Raw genomic sequence first — 19199 nt, 5'->3', positions numbered from 1 at the left:
GGCGGGTGGGCAGGGGACTCCCGGAGAAAGGGACGCGAAGGCCGGGAGACCGGAGGGAAGTGCTCTCCCGGCTCCCCTCCGCAGCCTCCACGGCCATGCGCCGGCGAAAACCCCGTGCCACGAGCCCGCCGCCCCGGGCACACTCCCCGCATGACGACGACCGCCGCCTCCCGCCCCTCCCCTCCCCCGCTCACCGACGCGGCCCGACGGGCACTGGCGCACGTGGAGGCCCGCTCGTCGGGCGCGCCGCTGGACCCCGCCCTGCGCGTCACGCTCAATTTCCACCCTCATTTCCTGGACCGGCTGGCCGACGAGGGCGTCTACCGCTCGCAGTTCGTGACGGGCACCAGCAACGGCGGGCTGACGGCGCACCCCGGCGGAGACCGGTGGCGCTGGGAGAGCCGGATCTTCGGCGGCGCGTACGACGCGGCGCCGGCGCACGAGCGCCCGGTGTACGGGGCCCTGGACTTCCGCCGCCGCCCCTACGGCGCCGCGCCGCGCTTCGGCTCCGCCCATCTGCGCCTGACCCCTGAGGCCACCGCCCGGACGAGCTTCTGCTATCCGGACAGCTTCCTGGAGCCGTCCGCCTTCGGGGTGGCGTCCCGGATGGCGCTGGTGGCGCTGGCGGAGGCGGACGGGGCCGACCTGCTGGACGGCTACGTCGAGGCTCAGGTCCACGGTCCGGTCGAGCTCGCGCGGGACGTGGAGGCCCTGGTCCTGGACCCGAGCCACCGGGGCACCGCCGTCGAGGAGGCGGCCCGCGGGCTGCCGTGCCCCGTGGAGTGGCACGGCGGCTTCCGGCTGTCGGTCGCAGAACTCCGCCGCCACCCGGAGTTCCGGGGCCCCGCCTACGTCGAGCTGGGCGCCCGCATCGCGGTCGACGGCCACCTGGACGCGCGGATCGTCCAGGACGCCGCGCAGTCGGGGACGTACGACCCCCAGGACGTGAAGAAGGTCTGGCACTGCCTGGCCCGCTTCGGCGCCCCCGACGCGTGACACGGGCCCCGCCTCAACCGAGGAGCCGCCCGGGCAGCGCGCGTTCCACGACCCCACGCCACCCGCGCCCCGCGCAGGATCCGGCCCCGGATCGTCCCCGCCGCGGTGGGATCAGTTCGCCGTGTCAGGCGACGGGGGCCGACGTGCGGGGCGGGTCGACGCCTCCAGGAGGGCGGGGAGGAACTCGCGTTCCAGGGTGCCCGGGGGCAGGGCCTGGGGTTCCACGTAGCTCTTGGCGAGGCCGCCCTCTCGCAGGGCGATGAGGAGGCGGGCGAAGCGGTCGGGGTCCACGGTCGGTTCGCGGCCGGCGCGGCGCAGTACGAGGGTGAGGCCGCGGGCGATCTCGGCGCGCAGGCGCTCGTCGTGCCGGGCCAGGACCCAGGCCGTCTGCGGGTCGCGGATGGCGTGGAGGGTGAACTCGGTGGTCACCAGGTACCAGTCGCGCTCGTCCGGCTCGATGGCGGCGGCCAGCTCCGCGAGCCGGGGGAGGGTGTACTCCTCGGCCGTCAGCGCGTCGATCGCGTCGGCGAGGCGGCGCACCGTCCGCTCGCTGTGCTCGTCGAAGAGGGCGAGGAAGAGCTCTTCCTTGCTGGCGAAGTTCGAGTAGTACGCGCCCCGCGTGTATCCGGCGCGCTCGCAGATCTGCTCGATGGTGGTCGCGTGGAAGCCGTGCTCGGCGAAGGCCTCAAGCGCGGCCTTCAGGAGCGCCGCCCGGGTGCGCGGCCGCCGTCTCGTGGCGCCTTTCGGCACGTCCGCGTCCCTCCCGTCGTCCCGGCGCCGCTCCCCGCGCCGCCCGGCGCCCACCCTACCCGCGTCCGGCGCCCCGCCCCGGCCCGACGCCGGGCGGGACCGGGCCCCGGCGGATAGGATTCACGCATGGGAGAGCGGCCGGTCGCGCCCGCCGCACCCGGTCTGGTCCTCCTCGTCGACGGGGTCGTCACACGGTTGGACCCGGGCCGCGTCTACCGCGTCGGGCGTGATCCCACCAGTGACATCGTGCTCTCGGACGCCCGGGCGTCCTGGCACCACGCGGTGCTCCGCGCCGCCGGCGGGCGGTGGACGCTCGCCGACGAGGACAGCACCAACGGCACCTACGCGGACGGCGTGCGGGTGCGGCTTCCCCGCGCCGTCGGGCCGGGCACGGTCGTCCGCTTCGGGCATCCGCAGGACGGCCCCCGCGCGGTCCTCACCGAGCCGCCGGGCACCCCGGCTCCCGCCCCGGCTCCCAGCGCGCCGGCCCCTGGCTCCCCCGCCCCCGTCCGGCCCGCGGCCGAACCCCACGGTGCGCCACCGCCGGCCTCGTCCCCGTCGCCTCCGCCCGCGGAGCCCGTACCCCGGGAAGAGGTGCGGGACGGCGGGGCTCCTTCGGACGTGCCCCGGCCCGCGGGGGTGTCCCGGCCCGGGGCCACCGGGACCTTCCGGCGGCCGACGGCGGTGCGGCCGCTGCCGGAGCACACCGTGCGGATCGGGCGGGCTCCGGACAACGACGTGGTCGTCGCCGACCTCGTGGTCTCCCGGCACCACGCGGAACTCGTCGCCCGGCCCGACGGCACGTACTGGATCCACGACCTCGGCAGCCACAACGGCACCTTCCTCAACGGGCGCCCCGTGGTCGAGCCGGTCCGGGTCACGGCGGACGACATCGTCGGCATCGGGCGCAGCGCCTTCTGCCTGGCGGGCGGGCGGCTCGTCGAGTTCACCGACACCGGCGAGATCTCCCTCGACGTGCAGGAGCTCGCCGTCACCGTCGACCACGGCCGCAAGACCCTCCTCGACGAGGTCTCCTTCCCGGTGGGCGAGAAGACGCTCCTCGCGGTCGTCGGCCCGTCCGGCGCCGGGAAGTCGACCCTGCTCGGCGCCCTCACCGGGCAGCGCCCCGCCGACCGCGGCACCGTCCTCTACGACGGCCGCGACCTCTACCGGGACTACGCCGAGCTGCGCCAGCGCATCGGGCTGGTCCCGCAGGACGACATCCTGCACCTCCAGCTGACCGTCCGGCGCGCCCTCTCGTACGCCGCCGAGCTGCGCTTCCCCGGGGACACCGCGCCCGCCGAACGGCACGCGCGCGTGGAGGAGGTGATCGGCGAACTGGGTCTCACCGAGCGGGCCGACCAGCCGATCCACAGCCTCTCCGGCGGGCAGCGCAAGCGGGTCAGCGTCGCCCTGGAGCTCCTGACGAAACCGTCCCTGCTCTTCCTCGACGAGCCGACCTCCGGGCTCGACCCGGGCATGGACCGCTCGGTGATGCACATGCTGCGCGGGCTCGCCGACGACGGCCGCACGGTCGTCGTCGTCACCCACAGCGTGCTCAGCCTGGACGTCTGCGACCGGCTCCTCGTGCTCGCCCCCGGCGGCCGGGTGGCCTACTACGGGCCTCCGGACGACACCCTGTCCTTCTTCGGCTTCGGCCAGTGGCCCGAGGCGTTCGAGGCATTCGAGACCGAGCGGGACCGGGACTGGGCGGGGCAGTACCGGGGTTCCCGCTTCCACCGGCGGTACATCGAGGACGCGACGGTCCGGCCGTACGCGCCCGTGGCCGGTGTGCCCGGTGCGTCCGGCGCCTCGGTGGTGGCTCCGGCGGCCGCGCCTCCCCCGCCGCCCAAGGCGCAGAGCTGGGGCGGGCAGCTGCGGACCCTGGTCCGGCGCTACACGGCCGCGCTCGCCGCCGACCGCACCTTCCTGGCCATCATGATCGCCCTGCCGTTCGTGATGGGCGCGATGGCCCGGGCCCTGTCCGAGGGAAGTCTCAACCCCGAGTCCACGCTGAACGTGCTGCTGATCCTCTGTGTCGGCGGTGTCCTCACCGGCGCGGCCAACGCGGTCCGCGAGCTGGTGAAGGAGCGGTCGATCTACCGACGGGAGAGAGCCGTCGGCCTGTCCCGCTCCGCCTATCTCGCCTCCAAGGTCGTCGTCCTCGGCACGGTGACCGTCGTGCAGGCCGTGGTGCTGACCCTGGTGGCCCTGATCGGCGTGCCGCTGAACGTGCCCGACGGCAAGGGCGTGCTGATGCCCCCGCTGATCGAGATCACGCTCGCGGTCGCCCTGCTCGCCTTCACCGCGATGATGCTCGGCCTGCTGGTGTCGGCGCTGGTCCGCAAGGAGGAGGTGACGATGCCGCTGCTCGTCCTCCTCGCGATCGTCCAGGTGGTGTTCTGCGGGGCGCTGCTGAGCGTGCGCGGCACGCCGGTCCTGGAGCAGCTGGCCTGGCTGGTGCCGTCGCGGTGGGCGTTCGCCGCGATGGGCGCGACGATCGACATCGGGGAGGTGGCGCCGAGCGCGAAGACCGCCGACCCGCTGATGGACCACACGGCGGCGGCCTGGCTCTTCGACATGGGCATGCTGGCCGTGCTCTGTGTGGCGCTGGGGTTCGCCGTGGCCCGGTTGCTGCGCCGGCACGAACCGGTGGTCATGCGCCGCTGACCCGCGATCAGGAGGTGGGCCGTGAGCGTCCCCGATCCCCTTTCGGATATCGGATCCGATCAGGCTTTTGGATCCAATATCCCGGCTACTGGATCCGATATCTCGGCTACTGGATCCACGTTCCGCCCCACGCACGTGGTGCCGCGCGACGGGCTGCCCGCCTGGCAGGCGCCGGACCCCGGCTTCCCGACGGTGCCGCTGGACGCGTTCCTGCCGGTGCGACTGACGGAGCGGGCCGGTGACTGGGGGCGGGTGCTGTGCTCCAACGGCTGGTCCGCGTGGGTGGACGCGCGGCTCCTGGTGACGGTCCCGGACGACCCTCCGGCGGCGGGCCCGGCGCTCGCCCGGACGGCCGATCCGCGGCCCCTCATCGCGCGGGCGGAGGACGCCCTGGGCCGCTACCGGCGGGCGGTGGAGGAGCTGGCGGCGGGCCGGGCGGACGGGGAGACCTTCCGGCGGCGCACGCGCGGGCTGCGGGTCGGGATGGTCGTCGACGGGGAGTCGGTGTGGCTGTACGACGCGGAGCACGAGCGCTGGGTGTACTGCGACGGGCTCGGCCTGACGACGTACGCGGCCCCCTCGGCGCCGTCCCGGACGCCCGCCGCGGCCCCGGCCCCCGAACGGTCGGCGGACCCGGCCGCCCCCGAGCCGTCGGCGGCCGGTGCGGAGCCCGTACCGGAGGCGGAGGCCGTACCGGAGGAACGGCAGGCGCCTGTCGCCCATGAGCCGACGCGGGTCGTCCGCGAGCCGACGCCGGTGGCGTACGAACCGACGCAGGTGGTGCCGCAGGTCGACGCGCCGCCGGCGGCCGGTCCGCCGCCGACGCGGGTCGTGAGCCGCCCGCCCGACGCCGAGGACGACAGCCGATGACGGGCGGGGACGGGGCACGGGACACGGGGCTCCCGGCGGGGCGGCCGTCCGGGCTCGTCGGCAAGGAGATCGCGGGCTACCGGGTGGAGGCCGAGATCGGGCGCGGCGGGATGGCGGTCGTGTACCGGGCCCGGGACCTGCGGCTCGACCGGACGGTGGCGCTGAAGCTGCTGGCGCCGGAGCTGGCCCGCAACGACACCTTCCGGAAGCGGTTCGCGCACGAGTCGCGGGTGGCGGCCTCCATCGACCACCCGCACATCGTTCCGGTCTTCGAGGCGGGCGAGACGGAGGGGGTCCTGTACATCGCGATGCGGTACGTGGCCGGGCAGGACCTGGTGGCGCTGCTGGCCCGGGAGGGGCCGCTGCCGCCGCCGACGGCGGGCCGGATCGCGGCGCAGGTGGCGTCGGCCCTCGACGCGGCGCACGCGCACGACCTGGTGCACCGGGACGTGAAGCCGGGCAACATCCTGGTCGCCGAGGGCACCGACCGGGAGCACCCCGAGCATGTGTACCTGACCGACTTCGGGCTGACGAAGAAGTCGCTGTCGCTGACCGGGTTCACGACGGTCGGCGAGTTCGTCGGCACGCTGGACTACGTGGCGCCCGAGCAGATCTCGGGCAAGCCGGTGGACGGGCGCTGCGACGTGTACAGCCTGGCGTGCGTGGTCTTCGAGACGCTGGCCGGGGTGCCGCCGTTCCGCCGGGACACCGACTGGGCGGTGCTGTGGGCGCAGCAGTACGACCCTCCGCCGCCGCTGGACGAGTTCCGGCCCGGGCTGCCCGAGGCGGCGGACGCGGTGTTCGCGCGGGCGCTGGCGAAGACGCCGGAGGAGCGGTACGGGACGTGCCTGGAGTTCGTCGCGGCGCTGCGGGCCGCGCTGGCGGAGGCGCCGGGCGGACCGGCCGCGGCGACCGGGACGGGGCGCCGGACGCCGGGCCCGCCACCGGAACCTCCGGGCTGGGCGCGGCCGGTCTTCAGGCGCCTGGACGTGGGTCCTTAGCGGACGTCGGCCCTTGGCGGACGTCAGCCCTTGGCGTCGGCGGGGATCTGGCCCCGGTGCCGGACACGGGTGGCGAGGAGGCCGCCGAGGAAGCCGGCGACGAACCCCCAGAGGAGGGCGAGGCCGACCGTGCGCCACACCTCGGGCCTGAGCAGGACCTCGCCGCCGAGAGCCCCCAGGTCGCCGATGCCCAGGATCGACAGGCCGAAGCGCGCCTCGACGAGGGTGAGGGGCATGACGACGAGCAGCGTGAGGGCGAGGGCGGTCCCGAGGTGCAGGGCGTGCTGCCAGGGCCGTACCCGGGCCGGGGAGCGTACGGCCGCGACGAAGGCGGCGGCGAGGACGAGGACGGCGGCGACGGGCAGCAGCCACCAGGCGCGCCCGTCCTCGGCGGCGAGCGAGGACAGGTCCACAGTGGACAGGTCGGTGCCCTCGCCACCGCGCAGCACGGCGTCGAGGATCTGGGGCATCGGCAGCCCGAAGGGGCCCTCGACCCTGCCCTCCCAGGCGCCGCCGATGCCGACGCCGAAGGCGAGCCAGCTGACGTTGGGCAGGCCGAGGAGGAGGACGGCGAAGGTCTCCGCGGCGTGTCCCTTGGTGGCGGCGACGACCAGGCCGATGACGAGCCCGACGGCCACGTAGGCGAGGACCAGCAGGAGCATCGCGGAGGCGGCGGGCCTGACGGCCTCCTGGTACCGCAGCACGCGCGTGGGGAGGGCACTGCGGCGGGAGACGAGGAGGGCGATCAGGAGCACGCCGAGGATCCACAGGAGGCCGTGGCCGAGGGTGGGTCCGAGGAGGGTGCGGAAGCCGACGGTGGGATCGGCGGCGTCGATGAGCTCGCCGAAGAGGTCCGCGAGGGGGTCCTCGGGCTCGCCGCCGCCGAGGGTGAGGCGGAAGTCGTGGCGGGCCAGGGCGGAGAGTCCGGTGAGGGCGGCCAGCCAGAGGACGGTGACGGCCGCGGCGCGGGCCGCGAGGTCCCCGCTCCTGGCCACGGCGTGGTGGCGCAGCGGGAGGAGGAAGACCGCGCCGGTGACGAGGGCGCCGACGAGGGTGACGGTGAGGGGCATGGCGGTCAGTTGGCCCTCGGCTCCGGCGAGGGACCCGGCCGAGCCCGTCACCTCGACCTGTCCGCCGGCGGCCATGACGACGACCGCGGCGAGGACGGCGGCGAAACCGCCGGGGAGGTCGGCCGCGCCCGCGGCCCAGAGCCCGAGGGCGGCGGTGACGCCCATGGCCACGTAGCCCGCCACGACGGCGGCGAGGGCCTGGACGGCGATGCGGAGTCCCTTCCGGGCGGGGCCGCCATCGGGGGCGGGGGGCGGGGTGCTGGGCAGCCGGCTGCTCACCCTGACCACGCTAGTCCGGCCCGGCCGGCTCCGCCTGCGGGTGCGGTCCGTCCGGGCGGCCGGCCGGGGTCGCCTCCGCGCCGGTGACGGTCCGTGAACACGACCCCATACGGGGCATCCCTAACCGGATTCCGCGTGGCCAAACGGACTCCTGACCGACGATGCGGTAACGCTCCGGCATCGGCGCGGCACGGAACGAAGGTGTTACGCCGTCGTTACAAACGGACGCTTTGCCCCACTTTAGACACTTAACCACCCCTCGAATTCACGGGGCGATCGTCCGGCCGTCGGCACATCGCCGCCGATCCATAACATGGATCGGCGGATACCGGAACCCCTCGGGCCCAGGAAGTTCACGGCTGCGCTGGGTAACTTCGGCGCCCATGACCACAGCTCACACAGCGCCGGAACACCTCCGAGACGAAGCACCGGTCTCCGTCCGCGAGTGGACCGTCGGGCGGCCACGGATCGGCGATGGAGCCCAACTCTGGCGGCTCGCACGGGAGTCCGAGGTGCTGGACGTCAACTCCTCCTACAGCTACCTCCTGTGGTGCCGCGACTTCGCCGAGACGTCCGCCGTGGCCCGCGGCGCGGACGGGCGGCCCGTGGGCTTCGTGACCGGCTACCTCCGCCCCGACGCACCGGGGACGCTGCTGGTGTGGCAGGTCGCCGTCGATGCCGCGTACCGGGGGCTCGGCATCGCCGGGGCGCTCCTCGACCACCTCTCGGAGCGCGTCGCCCGCTCGTACCCGCTCGACGCCGTCGAGACGACCATCACCCCGGACAACACCGCGTCCGAGCGCCTCTTCGGCTCCTACGCCAGGCGGCACGGCGCCCGCGTGAGCCGCACCGTCCTCTTCCCGTCCGGCGCCTTCCCCGCTCCCGGCCACGAGGCCGAGGTGCTGCACCGCATCGCGCCCCTCGCCTTCTGACCAGCCCCCTCGCTTCCCTCCTCTCCCCCGTACTGGAGTCCCGCATGACGCTCCTCGCAGGAACCGCCCCGACCGTCTTCGAGACCGTCGAGTCGGAGGTACGCAGCTACTGCCGCGCCTGGCCCACCGTCTTCGAACGGGCCACGGGCAGCCTCCTGTTCGACGAGCACGGCCGCCGTTTCCTCGACTTCTTCGCCGGCGCCGGCTCGCTCAACTACGGCCACAACAACCCCGCCCTCAAGCGCCCGCTCCTCGACTACCTCGGCAGCGACGGCGTCACCCACGGCCTCGACATGTCGACGACGGCCAAGCGGCACTTCCTGGAGACCTTCCGCTCGACCGTCCTCGAACCCCGCGGCCTTCCCTACAAGGTGATGTTCCCGGGCCCGACCGGCACCAATGCCGTCGAGGCGGCGCTCAAGCTCGCCCGCAAGGTCACCGGACGGAAGACGGTCGTCTCCTTCACCAACGCCTTCCACGGCATGTCCCTGGGCTCGCTCGCCCTCACCGGCAACGCCGGCAAACGGGCCGGCGCGGGCGTGCCGCTGACCCACACCACCCAGATGCCCTTCGACCACTACCTCGGCGGCCGGACCCCCGACTTCCTCTGGTTCGAGCGGCTCCTTGAGGACTCCGGCTCCGGCCTCGACCACCCGGCGGCCGTGATCGTCGAGACGGTCCAGGGCGAGGGCGGCGTCAACGTGGCCCGCGCCGAGTGGCTGCGCGGCCTCGCCGACCTGTGCCGCCGCCGGGACATGCTGCTGATCGTCGACGACATCCAGATGGGCTGCGGCCGCACCGGCGACTTCTTCTCCTTCGAGGAGGCCGGCATCACCCCGGACATCGTCACCCTCTCCAAGTCCATCAGCGGCTACGGGCTGCCCATGTCCCTCTGCCTCTTCCGCGACGAGCTCGACGTGTGGGCGCCCGGTGAGCACAACGGCACCTTCCGCGGCAACAACCCCGCCTTCGTCACCGCGGCCGCCGCCCTCGACACGTACTGGCGCGACACGACGCTGCGGGACCGGACCCTTGAGCGGGCGGGGCGCGTCGAGGACGCCCTGAGCACGCTCGGCTCCGGGAGCACCCCCCGCGGGCGCGGGCTCGTGTGGGGCCTTGAGTTCCCGGACGGGGAGCGGGCCCGGGCCGTGTGCCGGCGCGCCTTCGAACTGGGGCTGCTCGTGGAGACGTCCGGGCCGCGCGACGAGGTGGTCAAGCTGCTGCCCCCGCTGACCGTCACCGACGACGAGCTGGACGAGGGCCTCGGCATCCTCGCCCGCGCCGTCCGCCACACCGCCTGAATCCCCCCGCAGAAGGGTCCGCCCCACCGATGATCGTCCGTTCCTTCGACGAGCTGGAGAACACCGACCGGCACGTGCGGTCCGCCTCCGGCACCTGGGAGAGCAAGCGCATCGTCCTCGCCCGCGAGCGCGTCGGCTTCTCCCTCCACGAGACCGTCCTGTACGCCGGGACCGAGACCGCCATGTGGTACGCGAACCACGTCGAGGCGGTCGTCTGCACCGCCGGCGAGGCCGAACTCACCGACCACGAGACCGGGACGACGTACACGATCACCCCCGGCACCATGTACCTCCTCGACGGCCACGAGCGGCACACCCTCAAGGTCAAGGAGGAGTTCCGCTGCCTGTGCGTCTTCAACCCGCCGGTCACCGGCCGCGAGGACCACGACGAGAACGGCGTCTACCCGCTGCTCACCGAACCGGACGACGCCTGACGGCCCCGGGACGTCCGACCGCCCGGCCGAAGCCTGACCGCCCGGGGACGCCCGACCGCCCGGACGAAGCACGACCGCCCGACGACGAGCGCGCCCCCGTACGCACGAGCACGCCCCCCCTACGCACGATCCCGTACGCAAGAGAAAGGCCCAGCACCGCGATGACCACCGCTCCCGCCCGCCCCGTCGACCCGTACCCCACGCGCGGCACCGAGGAGGCACTCGTCTACCGCAAGGAGCCCGTCGTCTGGTCCGAGCCCGGCACGCCCGGCCCCTTCTGGCCGCGCGAGCTGGAGGAGTACGAGCGCAACGGCTTCTTCGCCGTCGACGCGCTCGTCACCCCGGAGGAGGTGGCGGAACTCCGCGCCGAACTCGACCGGCTGGTCACCGACCCGCGGATCCGCGAGGACGAGCGGGCGATCGTCGAGCCCCGGTCCCAGGAGATCCGCTCGGTCTTCGAGGTGCACCGGATCAGCGAGGTGTTCGCCAGGCTCGCCGCCGACCCCCGCCTCGTGGACCGCGCCCGGCAGATCCTCGGCTCCGACGTCTACATCCACCAGTCCCGGATCAACGTCAAGCCCGGTTTCGGCGCCAGCGGTTTCTACTGGCACTCCGACTTCGAGACCTGGCACGCCGAGGACGGTCTGCCCCTGATGCGGACCGTGTCGGTGTCGATCGCGCTGACCCCGAACTTCACCACCAACGGCAGCCTCATGATCATGCCGGGTTCGCACCGCACCTTCCTCGGCTGCGCCGGCGAGACGCCGAAGGACAACTACAAGAAGTCGCTGCGGATGCAGGACGCCGGCACCCCCTCGCACAAGGCGCTCACGACCTTCGCCGAGGCCTGCGGGATCGAGCACTTCACCGGCGAGGCCGGGTCCGCCGTCTGGTTCGACTGCAACGCCATGCACGGCTCCGGCGACAACATCACCCCCTTCCCCCGCAGCAACGTCTTCCTCGTCTTCAACAGCGTGGAGAACGCCCCGGAGCTGCCCTTCGCCGCGCCCGTCCGCCGTCCCTCCTTCATCGCCGCCCGGGACACCACCCCCATCGACTGAGCCCGGCTCCCTTCCCTTCCCGCCACTGCCGAAAGGACGGACATGACCACGCATCTCTCCCGCAGACGTCTCCTGACCGGGGGCGCGTTCCTCGGCGGGGCGCTCGCCGTGCCCGGGCTCCTCACCGCGTGCAGCCGGACGGAGGCCGGCACCGGCGCGCCGGCCGGCGACGCAGACCTGCTGGAAAGGCTGCGGAAGCAGGGCCACGTCCGGGTGGGCTTCGCCGGCGAGGCCCCGTACGGCTTCCAGGACGGCGGCGAGCTCGCCGGTGAGGCGCCCACCCTCCACCGGGAGATCTTCACCGCCCTCGGCATACCCGAACTCCGGCCCACGCTCACCGAGTTCGGAACCCTCATCCCCGGCCTGCTCGCCGGGCGGTTCGACGTGGTGAGCGCGGGCATGGCCATCACGCCCGAGCGGTGTGCCAAAGTGGCCTTCTCCGAGCCGGAGTTCGTCTCCCCCACCGCGCTCATGGTCCGCAAGGGCAACCCGAAGGGCCTGAGCGATCTGGCCTCGTGCGCGGGGAAGCAGGTGCGGGTCGGTGTCCTGACGGCCGCCGTCGAGGCCTCGTACGCGAAGGCGGCGGGCGTCCGGGACGGGTCCGTGGTGGCGGTGGCCAAGCAGCAGGACGGCCTGGACGCCCTGCTCGCCGGGCGGATCGACGCCTTCGCCCTCACCGGCATCTCGCTGCGCTGGCTCGCCCGCACCAACGAGGGCGCGGCCGTGGAGGTCCTCGATCCGTTCGTGCCGGTGGTGGACGGGGTCGAGCAGCACAGCCCCGGCGGCGCCGTCTTCCGGCAGGGCGCCGTCTCCCTGCGGAAGGCCTTCGACGAGGAGCTCGCCAAGATCACCGGCGACCCCGCCCGGTACGTGCGGCTGATCGGCAAGTACGGCTTCACCGAACGCGAGGTCCCGCCGCGCACCCTGCGCACCGCGGACCTGTGCGCGGGGTGACGGGCTCCGGCATGGCCGCGTTCCTCCCCGAGCTGGGCCGGGCCCTGCCGGCGATCGGCGAGGGCCTCCTGGTCACCCTGGAGGCGACGGTGCTCGGCGCGGCCCTCGCCCTCCTCGTCGCCTTCGCCCTGGGCCTGGCCTCCCGCTCCCGCGCCGTCGTCGTCCGCGGCGCCACCCGCTTCACCGTCGAGTTCCTGCGCGGCACCTCGCTGTACGTCCAGCTGTTCTGGCTCTTCTTCGCGCTGCCGATGCTCGGCTTCCGGCTGGAGCCGATGGTCTGCGGGGTGCTCGCCTTCGGCCTCAACTACGGGGCCTACGGGGCGGAGGTCGTGCGGGGCTCGATCGCGGCGGTGCCCGCCGCCCAGACCGAGGCGGCGATCGCGCTGGGCATGGGGCCGGGGCTGCGTCTGCGGCGGATCGTGCTGCCCCAGGCGTACGCCCTGATGATCCCGCCCTTCAAGAACCTGCTGATCCAGCTGCTCAAGGCGACCCCGCTGCTCTCCCTGGTCACCGTCGCCGACCTGACCTTCCAGATCGACCAGCTGCGGTCGGCGACCGGCGGCACCGCCGCCGCCTATCTGCTGCTGCTCCTGCTGTACTTCGGGGTCGCCGCGCTCCTGGGGGCGGGGATGAACGCGCTGGAGCGGCGGGCGAAGGAGCGGCTGGGCGCCGTGGGCGGTGACGCGTGATGTGGGACATGGAAGCGGCGCGCGCCGCGCTGCCCGTCGTGCTGTCCGGCTTCGGCGTCACCCTGCTCGCCACCGTGCTCGGCTTCGCCGTCGCGGTGGTCGCCGGGCTCGCCGTCGCCCTGGTCCAGCGCTCCGCGGCCCGGTGGATCGCCGTGCCGGTGGGCGCGCTGGCCTCGTTCGTCCGCTCGACGCCGGTCATGGTGCAGCTCTTCGCCGCCTGGGTACTGGTGCCGGGCCTGGACGCGCTCACGCTCGGCGTCCTGGTCCTGGGCCTGCACTACGCCACGTACCTCTCCGAGGTGTACCGGGCCGGGATCGACGCCGTGCCGAAGGGGCAGTGGGAGGCGTGCACGGCGCTGTCGCTGCCACGGCGGCGGGTGTGGCGGGCGGTGATCCTGCCGCAGGCCGTACGGAAGGTGCTTCCGGCGCTGGGCAACTACGCGATCTCCCTGTTCAAGGAGACGCCGTTCCTCTCCGTCATCACGGTGAACGAGATGGTCCACGAGGCGGGCACCTTCGGCAGCACCCACTTCGCCTATCTGGAGAGCTTCACCCTGGCCGCCGCCGTCTTCCTGCTGGCGAGCTGGCCGACGTCCGTGCTCGTCCGCCGACTGGAGGCCCGCCTTGCCCACTGAGACCGATCCCGTTCCCGAGTCCGCCCCCGAGTCCTCCCCTGAGGCCGTGCACGCGCGCGTGCCGGAGAAGGTCCGGTTCAGCCGGGTGACGAAACGGTTCGGGGAGCACACCGTCCTCGACGGTCTCGACCTCGTGGTCGCGCCCGGCGAACGGGTGACGCTGATCGGCCCGAGCGGGTCGGGGAAGACCACCATCCTGCGTCTCCTCATGACCCTGGAGCGGGTCACGGACGGGGTCGTCCACGTCGACGGGGAGCCGTTCTCGCACATGCCGGCCGGGCCCGGCGGGAAGCTCGTCCCGGCGAGCGAGCGCTATCTGGCCCCGCGCCGCAGGCGCATCGGGATGGTGTTCCAGCAGTTCAACCTCTTCCCGCACATGAGCGTCCTGGCGAACGTCACGGAGGCGCCCCGGCACGTCCTGGGCCTCGACGCGGACGAGGCCGCCGCGCGGGCCCGGGAGCTGCTCGCCCTCGTCGGCCTCGCCGGGAAGGAGGACGCCCACCCCACCCGGCTCTCCGGCGGTCAGCAGCAGCGCGTCGCCATCGCCCGGGCCCTGGCGATGCGTCCCGGCCTGCTGCTCCTGGACGAGGTGACCTCCGCCCTCGACCCCGAGCTGGTGGCGGAGGTCCTGGACGTGCTGCGGGACGTGGCCGGCTCCACCGACATCACCATGCTCTGCGTCACGCACGAGATGGGCTTCGCCCGGGACGTCTCCGACCGGATCCTGATGTTCGACCGGGGCCGGGTGCTCGAATCCGGTCCGCCCGGGGCGCTCCTCGACGCGCCGGAGCACGAGCGGACCCGGGCCTTCCTCCGGTCGATCAGGTGAGGTGCCGTCGCTCCGGTGTCCGTCCGGTCCCGGTCCGCCGGAGCGGCGGTCCGTCTGCGGGTGCGGGGTGGCCGTAGGGCGCTCAGAATGGGCGCCGTACGGAAGAAAGGGAAAAACGTGACTTCCCCACCGCCGCCACCGTCCGGCCCTCCGTCGGTTCCGCCCTCCTCCGGTCCGCCCACGGGTCCGCCCTCGGGCCCGCTCTCCGGCGAGACCACCCGCCCCGGGGTCGCCGGTCCGCCGCCTCCGCCCGTGCCGCCGCACGACGGCTCCGGCGGAGGCGGCGGAGGTGGCGGAGACGGAGACGGGGGCGGGCCCGAGGGCGGAGGCCGTGGGAAGGGCGGCGGGTCGCCCTGGTGGCGGTCGGTGCCGAAGGTCGCCTCGCTGACCGCCCTCGTCGTCGCGGCCGCCGCGCTCACCGTGGTGCTCGTGGGGCGGTCGGACGACAAGGGCGACACCGCCGGTTCCGGCGGCGGGGAGGTCTTCCTGCAGAACACCTCCGCCTCCGGGCCCGACCCCTTCACCGCCTCCACGGCCCGTACGGACAGCGCCTCCGGGGCGGCCTCGCTGCCGCCGCGCACCGGCACCGCGGAGGCCGCCACCCCGCGGGTCTCCGGTTCCACACCCGGTCTGTACGGCGGCACGCGCGCGGTGGCGAGCTGCGACGTCGAGCAGCAGGTCCGCTACCTCGCCGCCGAGCCCGCCAAGAACGCCGCCTTCGCCAAGGTCCTCGACCTGAAGGCGAACGCGGTGCCGGGCTACCTCCGCTCCCTGACGCCGCTCCAGCTCCGGGTGGACACCCGGGTGACCAACCACGGTTTCAAGGACGGCGCCGCCACCACGTACCAGTCGGTCCTCCAGGCGGGGACCGCGGTACTCGTCGACGGCCGGGGCGTGCCCCGGGTGCGGTGCGCCTGCGGCAACCCGCTGACCGAGCCGGTGGCCCAGCCGAAGCCCCGCACCGTGGGGACCCCGTGGCCGAGCTACAACGCCTCCCAGGTCGTGGTCGTGGCCCCCTCGGTGAAGGTGGTCGACGTGTTCGTGGTGTACGACCCCGACCAGGACGCCTGGTTCGCGCGGAAGCACGGCGACACCGGGCGGCACGACAAGCCGACCCCGCCGCCGCCCCGCCCCACGCCGACCACCACCTCTCCGTCGCCGTCGGTCACCCCGACCTCGCCGCCGCCGTGCGTGACGGTGACCGGCGACGAGACGCCGACGCCGGTCGACGGCGTGACGCCGTCCCCGTGCCCGGCCACGCTCTCGCCGACGGCGACGACGCCCACGCCCACCACCCCCACGCCGACCCCGACGACGGACTCCCCTCCGCCGTCCCCCGAGACCCCCGCGGACACGCCGACGGACAACCCGCCGCCGGACGACACCCCGTCCGACAACACTCCGCCGGAGTCGCCGCCGGACGGTCCCGGCACGACGACCGGCGGGGCCCCGGCGGAGAACACGCCGTCGGGCCCCTGACGGCCGAGCCCCTGGCGGGGGCAGCGGAAATCGGGATGCCCCGCAGGTGGGGGCACCTGTACGGTCCGACGGGTGGAACCGTTGACTGAGAAAGAGATCCGTTCGTCGTTCGTGAACGCGACGAAGGGGGACGCCGCGCGGCTGAAGCTGCCGCTGGACTTCGCCGAGACGCCGTGGGAGGACCTGGACTTCCTGGGGTGGGTGGATCCGGGGGCGCCGCTCCGCGCCCACCTGGTGGTGCGCCGGCAGGACGGGCCGCTGGGGGTGTCCCTGCGGGTGCCGGCGACGGGCCGGACAAGCGCCGTGAAGACGAGCCTGTGCCAGATCTGCATGACCGGGCACGCCTCCTCGGGCGTCACGCTGCTGGCCGCCCCGCTGGCCGGGGCCCGGGGCCGGGAGGGGAACACGGTCGGCGTCTACGTCTGCGCCGATCTGGCCTGCTCCCTCTACCTGCGCGGGAAGCGCGTGCCGAAGCTGCGGGGGCTGCGGCACGAGGAGACTCTGTCGCTGGAGGAGCGGGTGGCGCGTGCCATGGGGAACCTGGACGCGTTCCTCGCGCGCGTGGCGGCGGGCTGAGGGCCCGCGAGGGGCGGGCGGGCCCTCACGCGGTTCAGCGGAAGGCCTGCTCGCCGGTGAGCGCCTTGCCGATGACGAGGGAGTGGACCTCGCTGGTGCCCTCGTAGGTGAGGACGGACTCCAGGTTGTTGGCGTGGCGCAGCACCGGGTATTCGAGGGTGATGCCGTTGGCGCCGAGGATGGTCCGGCACTCGCGGGCGATGGCGATGGCCTCGCGGACGTTGTTGAGCTTGCCGACGCTGATCTGCTCGGGGGTGAGCTCGCCGGCGTCCTTGAGGCGGCCGAGGTGGAGGGCGAGCAGCATGCCCTTGCCGAGCTCGACGGACATGTCGGCGAGCTTCTGCTGGGTGAGCTGGTACGAGGCGAGGGAGCGGGCGAAGACGGTGCGGTCCTTCGCGTAGGAGATCGCGGTCTCCAGGCAGTCGCGGGCGGCGCCGAGGGCGCCGAAGACGATGCCGAAGCGGGCCTCGTTGAGGCAGCCGAGCGGGCCGGAGAGGCCGCGGGCGCCGGGCAGCATCGCGTCGGCGGGGAGCCGGACGTCCTCCAGGACCAGTTCGGCGGTGACGCTCGCCCGCAGCGACAGCTTCATCCTGATCTCGGGGGCGCTGAAGCCGGGGGTGCCGGCCGGGACGAGGAAGCCGCGGACGCCCTCCTCGGTGCGGGCCCAGACGACGGCGACGTCGGCGACGGACCCGTTGGTGATCCACATCTTGGTGCCGTTGAGGATCCAGTCGTCGCCGTCCCGCTTGGCGTTCGTCCGCATCGCGCCCGGGTCGGAGCCGGCGTCGGGCTCGGTGAGGCCGAAGCAGCCGATGTACTCGCCGGCCGCCATCTTCGGCAGCCACCGCTGCTTCTGCTCCTCGGAGCCGTGCCTCCAGATCGCGTACATCGCCAGCGAGCCCTGGACGGAGACGAGGGAGCGCAGGCCGGAGTCGACGGCCTCCAGCTCCATGCAGGCCAGGCCGTACGCCACGGAGTTGGTGCCCGCGCAGCCGTACCCCTCCAGGTGCATGCCGAGCACGCCGAGGCCGCCGAGGGTGCGGGCGAGTTCACGCGCCGGGATCTCCCCCTTCTCGAACCAGCCGGCGATGTGCGGGCGCAGCTCGCGGTCGGCGGCGGCGCGGACGGTGGCGCGGATCTCGCGCTCCTCGTCGCTGAGCAGGCCGTCGACGGCGAGGAGGGCGAGAGGGTGGGTGGGGGTGGACGGCGAGGACTTCACGGGCGGCCTCCTGGCGGCTGTGACGAGGGTCGTGCTCGGCGTGGCGTGCCGAAGCGTAGCCGCAGATTGGATTTTGGATCCAGTATTGAAAATCCGATCTCCGGCCCCTACGGTCCGATTGGATCCAATCTCCGATCTCCAATCTCCTGGATCCACTGTCCGACGCACCACGTCCGATGCCACCACCGAGGGAGCGCGGGAATGCCCACGGACCACCCCCACGAGACCGGCCCCGGCGCCCTCTCCGGCATCGTCGTCGCCGACTTCGGCCGGGTCCTCGCCGGGCCGTACATGACGATGCTCCTCGCCGACCTCGGCGCCGACGTGATCAAGATCGAGCGGCCGGGCGCGGGGGACGACACCCGCGCCTGGGGCCCGCCCTTCGCGGACGGCCAGGCCACCTACTTCCTCGGGGTCAACCGCAACAAGCGGTCCGTCGCCCTCGACCTCACCGACCCCGACGGCCTGGCCGCGGCACGGGCGATCGTCGACCGCGCCGACGTCCTCGTGGAGAACTTCCGGCCGGGCACCATGGAGAAGCTGGGCCTCGGCTTCGAGAAGGTCCGCCGCACCAACCCCGGCCTCGTCTACTGCTCGGTGACCGGGTTCGGCACCGACGGGGGCGCCGCGCTCCCCGGCTACGACCTGCTCGTCCAGGCCATGGGCGGCCTGATGAGCGTCACCGGCGAGCCCGGAGGGCCGGGGACGAAGGCGGGCGTCGCCCTCGTCGACGTCATCACCGGCCTGCACGCCGGGTTCGGCGTCCTCGCCGCCCTGCGCCACCGCGAGCGCACCGGCGAGGGCCAGCGCGTCGAGGTCTCGCTGCTCGGCTCGCTGCTCTCCGCGCTCACCAACCAGGCCGCCGCCCACCTCGGCGCCGGCGTCGTCCCGCGCGCCATGGGCAACCGCCACCCGAGCATCACGCCGTACGAGGTCTTCGAGGCGCGGGACCGGCCGCTGGTCCTGGCGGTCGGCAACGACCGGCAGTTCCGGGCGCTGTGCGAGCGGATCGGACTCCCCGGCCTGGCCGAGGACGCCCGCTTCGCCACCAACACGGCCCGGGTCGCCCACCGCGAGGAGCTGACGGCGGCGCTGGCGGGGCCGCTCGCCTCCCGCACCGCCGACGCCTGGTTCGAGGAGCTGACCGCCGCCGGTGTGCCCTGCGGCCCGATCAACGACCTGGCGGGCGCCTTCGCGCTCGCCGACCGGCTGGGGCTCGGCGCCCGGGTCCCCGGGGACGCCGCGGGCCCCGGCCAGGTCGCCCACCCGGTCCGCTTCGGCGCCACCCCGCCCTCGTACCGCTCCGCTCCCCCGCGGCTCGGCGAGCACACCGCCGAGGTGCTGGCCGGAATCCCGCCTGTGGACAACTCGGCGGCGGGGCCGTGATCCGTAGGAAGATGACGGTCACCGGCGGCGGAGACAGCCGCCGGTGCGCGAGGAACGGCGAGGGAAGG

Annotated in this window: 18 protein-coding genes; 15 read left to right on the top strand and 3 right to left on the bottom strand. The window is 74.0% G+C overall.

What is annotated here, in order from left to right; translation table 11 throughout:
- Positions 1–150 precede the first annotated feature (150 nt).
- On the top strand, positions 151–996 hold the full coding sequence (locus QK442_RS04265; RefSeq protein ID WP_282692427.1) for a DUF3626 domain-containing protein: 846 nt from the start codon (positions 151–153) through the stop codon (positions 994–996).
- Between the two features lie 111 nt (positions 997–1107).
- Here the strand turns inward: QK442_RS04265 and QK442_RS04260 are convergent, their stop codons facing one another.
- Positions 1108–1746: a TetR/AcrR family transcriptional regulator gene (locus tag QK442_RS04260; protein WP_282692426.1), complete on the bottom strand. Its 639-nt coding sequence runs from the start codon at positions 1744–1746 to the stop codon at positions 1108–1110.
- Positions 1747–1872: 126 nt separating this feature from the next.
- Between QK442_RS04260 and QK442_RS04255 the strand changes: the two genes are divergently transcribed.
- From QK442_RS04255 to QK442_RS04245, 3 genes are all read left to right on the top strand, one after another.
- Positions 1873–4416 (top strand): FHA domain-containing protein, encoded by a 2544-nt coding sequence (locus QK442_RS04255; RefSeq protein ID WP_282692425.1) that lies wholly within the window; start codon positions 1873–1875, stop codon positions 4414–4416.
- A gap of 135 nt (positions 4417–4551) precedes the next feature.
- Positions 4552–5286, top strand: a complete 735-nt coding sequence (locus QK442_RS04250; RefSeq protein ID WP_282692424.1) for a hypothetical protein — start codon at positions 4552–4554, stop codon at positions 5284–5286.
- Positions 5283–6287, top strand: a complete 1005-nt coding sequence (locus tag QK442_RS04245) for a serine/threonine-protein kinase (RefSeq protein ID WP_282692423.1) — start codon at positions 5283–5285, stop codon at positions 6285–6287. Before QK442_RS04250 ends, QK442_RS04245 begins: the two co-directional genes overlap by 4 nt.
- A gap of 23 nt (positions 6288–6310) precedes the next feature.
- Here QK442_RS04245 and QK442_RS04240 read toward each other — a convergent pair whose 3' ends face one another.
- Positions 6311–7645, bottom strand: coding sequence for a streptophobe family protein (locus QK442_RS04240; protein WP_282692422.1), 1335 nt, complete (start codon positions 7643–7645; stop codon positions 6311–6313).
- A 374-nt stretch (positions 7646–8019) separates the two neighbouring features.
- Between QK442_RS04240 and ectA the strand changes: the two genes are divergently transcribed.
- The 10 genes from ectA to QK442_RS04190 all read left to right on the top strand — a co-directional run bounded on the left by ectA (position 8020) and on the right by QK442_RS04190 (position 16526).
- Positions 8020–8568, top strand: coding sequence for a diaminobutyrate acetyltransferase (gene ectA / locus QK442_RS04235; RefSeq protein ID WP_282692421.1), 549 nt, complete (start codon positions 8020–8022; stop codon positions 8566–8568).
- 44 nt (positions 8569–8612) lie between these two features.
- Positions 8613–9869, top strand: a complete 1257-nt coding sequence (gene ectB / locus QK442_RS04230; protein ID WP_282692420.1) for a diaminobutyrate--2-oxoglutarate transaminase — start codon at positions 8613–8615, stop codon at positions 9867–9869.
- A gap of 29 nt (positions 9870–9898) precedes the next feature.
- The gene (locus tag QK442_RS04225; protein WP_282692419.1) at positions 9899–10303 is read left to right on the top strand and encodes an ectoine synthase; all 405 of its coding nucleotides are present in this window, start codon (positions 9899–9901) and stop codon (positions 10301–10303) included.
- Positions 10304–10464: 161 nt separating this feature from the next.
- A complete protein-coding gene (gene thpD, locus QK442_RS04220; protein ID WP_282692418.1) occupies positions 10465–11364 on the top strand; it encodes an ectoine hydroxylase in 900 nt (299 codons plus the stop codon).
- Positions 11365–11406: 42 nt separating this feature from the next.
- A complete protein-coding gene (gene ehuB / locus QK442_RS04215) occupies positions 11407–12318 on the top strand; it encodes an ectoine/hydroxyectoine ABC transporter substrate-binding protein EhuB (RefSeq protein WP_282692417.1) in 912 nt (303 codons plus the stop codon).
- A gap of 11 nt (positions 12319–12329) precedes the next feature.
- A complete protein-coding gene (gene ehuC, locus QK442_RS04210; RefSeq protein ID WP_282692416.1) occupies positions 12330–13007 on the top strand; it encodes an ectoine/hydroxyectoine ABC transporter permease subunit EhuC in 678 nt (225 codons plus the stop codon).
- Entirely contained in the window at positions 13007–13642 is a 636-nt protein-coding gene (gene ehuD / locus QK442_RS04205) for an ectoine/hydroxyectoine ABC transporter permease subunit EhuD (protein ID WP_282692415.1), read from the top strand. Before ehuC ends, ehuD begins: the two co-directional genes overlap by 1 nt.
- A gap of 46 nt (positions 13643–13688) precedes the next feature.
- Positions 13689–14471 (top strand): ectoine/hydroxyectoine ABC transporter ATP-binding protein EhuA, encoded by a 783-nt coding sequence (gene ehuA / locus QK442_RS04200; protein ID WP_282692464.1) that lies wholly within the window; start codon positions 13689–13691, stop codon positions 14469–14471.
- Between the two features lie 366 nt (positions 14472–14837).
- Positions 14838–15950, top strand: a complete 1113-nt coding sequence (locus QK442_RS04195) for a DUF6777 domain-containing protein (protein WP_282692414.1) — start codon at positions 14838–14840, stop codon at positions 15948–15950.
- A 72-nt stretch (positions 15951–16022) separates the two neighbouring features.
- On the top strand, positions 16023–16526 hold the full coding sequence (locus QK442_RS04190) for an FBP domain-containing protein (protein WP_282692413.1): 504 nt from the start codon (positions 16023–16025) through the stop codon (positions 16524–16526).
- A gap of 34 nt (positions 16527–16560) precedes the next feature.
- On the opposite strand, the gene QK442_RS04185 is transcribed toward QK442_RS04190, so the two are convergent.
- Positions 16561–17745 carry an acyl-CoA dehydrogenase family protein gene (locus tag QK442_RS04185; protein WP_282692412.1) on the bottom strand — a complete coding sequence of 395 codons (1185 nt, stop codon included), beginning with the start codon at positions 17743–17745 and terminating at the stop codon, positions 16561–16563.
- A 201-nt stretch (positions 17746–17946) separates the two neighbouring features.
- Here QK442_RS04185 and QK442_RS04180 point away from each other — a divergent pair, with 201 nt between their 5' ends.
- Positions 17947–19131, top strand: a complete 1185-nt coding sequence (locus QK442_RS04180; protein ID WP_282692411.1) for a CoA transferase — start codon at positions 17947–17949, stop codon at positions 19129–19131.
- Positions 19132–19199 lie beyond the last annotated feature (68 nt).

The sequence above is a fragment of the Streptomyces sp. CC208A genome (assembly GCF_030010625.1).
Classification (GTDB): Bacteria; Actinomycetota; Actinomycetes; order Streptomycetales; family Streptomycetaceae; genus Streptomyces.
Note: the sequence above shows the minus strand (reverse complement) of the source record. Positions and strands in the feature narration are given on the sequence as shown.

What these genes read in the sequence shown, in the direction of transcription:
- ehuD (WP_282692415.1), top strand. Translation starts at nt 13,007, where the DNA reads ATGTGGGACATGGAAGCGGCGCGCGCCGCGCTGCCCGTCGTGCTGTCC.
- ectB (WP_282692420.1), top strand. Translation starts at nt 8,613, where the DNA reads ATGACGCTCCTCGCAGGAACCGCCCCGACCGTCTTCGAGACCGTCGAG.
- QK442_RS04180 (WP_282692411.1), top strand. Translation starts at nt 17,947, where the DNA reads ATGCCCACGGACCACCCCCACGAGACCGGCCCCGGCGCCCTCTCCGGC.
- ectA (WP_282692421.1), top strand. Translation starts at nt 8,020, where the DNA reads ATGACCACAGCTCACACAGCGCCGGAACACCTCCGAGACGAAGCACCG.
- QK442_RS04265 (WP_282692427.1), top strand. Translation starts at nt 151, where the DNA reads ATGACGACGACCGCCGCCTCCCGCCCCTCCCCTCCCCCGCTCACCGAC.
- QK442_RS04245 (WP_282692423.1), top strand. Translation starts at nt 5,283, where the DNA reads ATGACGGGCGGGGACGGGGCACGGGACACGGGGCTCCCGGCGGGGCGG.
- ehuB (WP_282692417.1), top strand. Translation starts at nt 11,407, where the DNA reads ATGACCACGCATCTCTCCCGCAGACGTCTCCTGACCGGGGGCGCGTTC.
- QK442_RS04225 (WP_282692419.1), top strand. Translation starts at nt 9,899, where the DNA reads ATGATCGTCCGTTCCTTCGACGAGCTGGAGAACACCGACCGGCACGTG.
- thpD (WP_282692418.1), top strand. Translation starts at nt 10,465, where the DNA reads ATGACCACCGCTCCCGCCCGCCCCGTCGACCCGTACCCCACGCGCGGC.
- QK442_RS04255 (WP_282692425.1), top strand. Translation starts at nt 1,873, where the DNA reads ATGGGAGAGCGGCCGGTCGCGCCCGCCGCACCCGGTCTGGTCCTCCTC.
- ehuC (WP_282692416.1), top strand. Translation starts at nt 12,330, where the DNA reads ATGGCCGCGTTCCTCCCCGAGCTGGGCCGGGCCCTGCCGGCGATCGGC.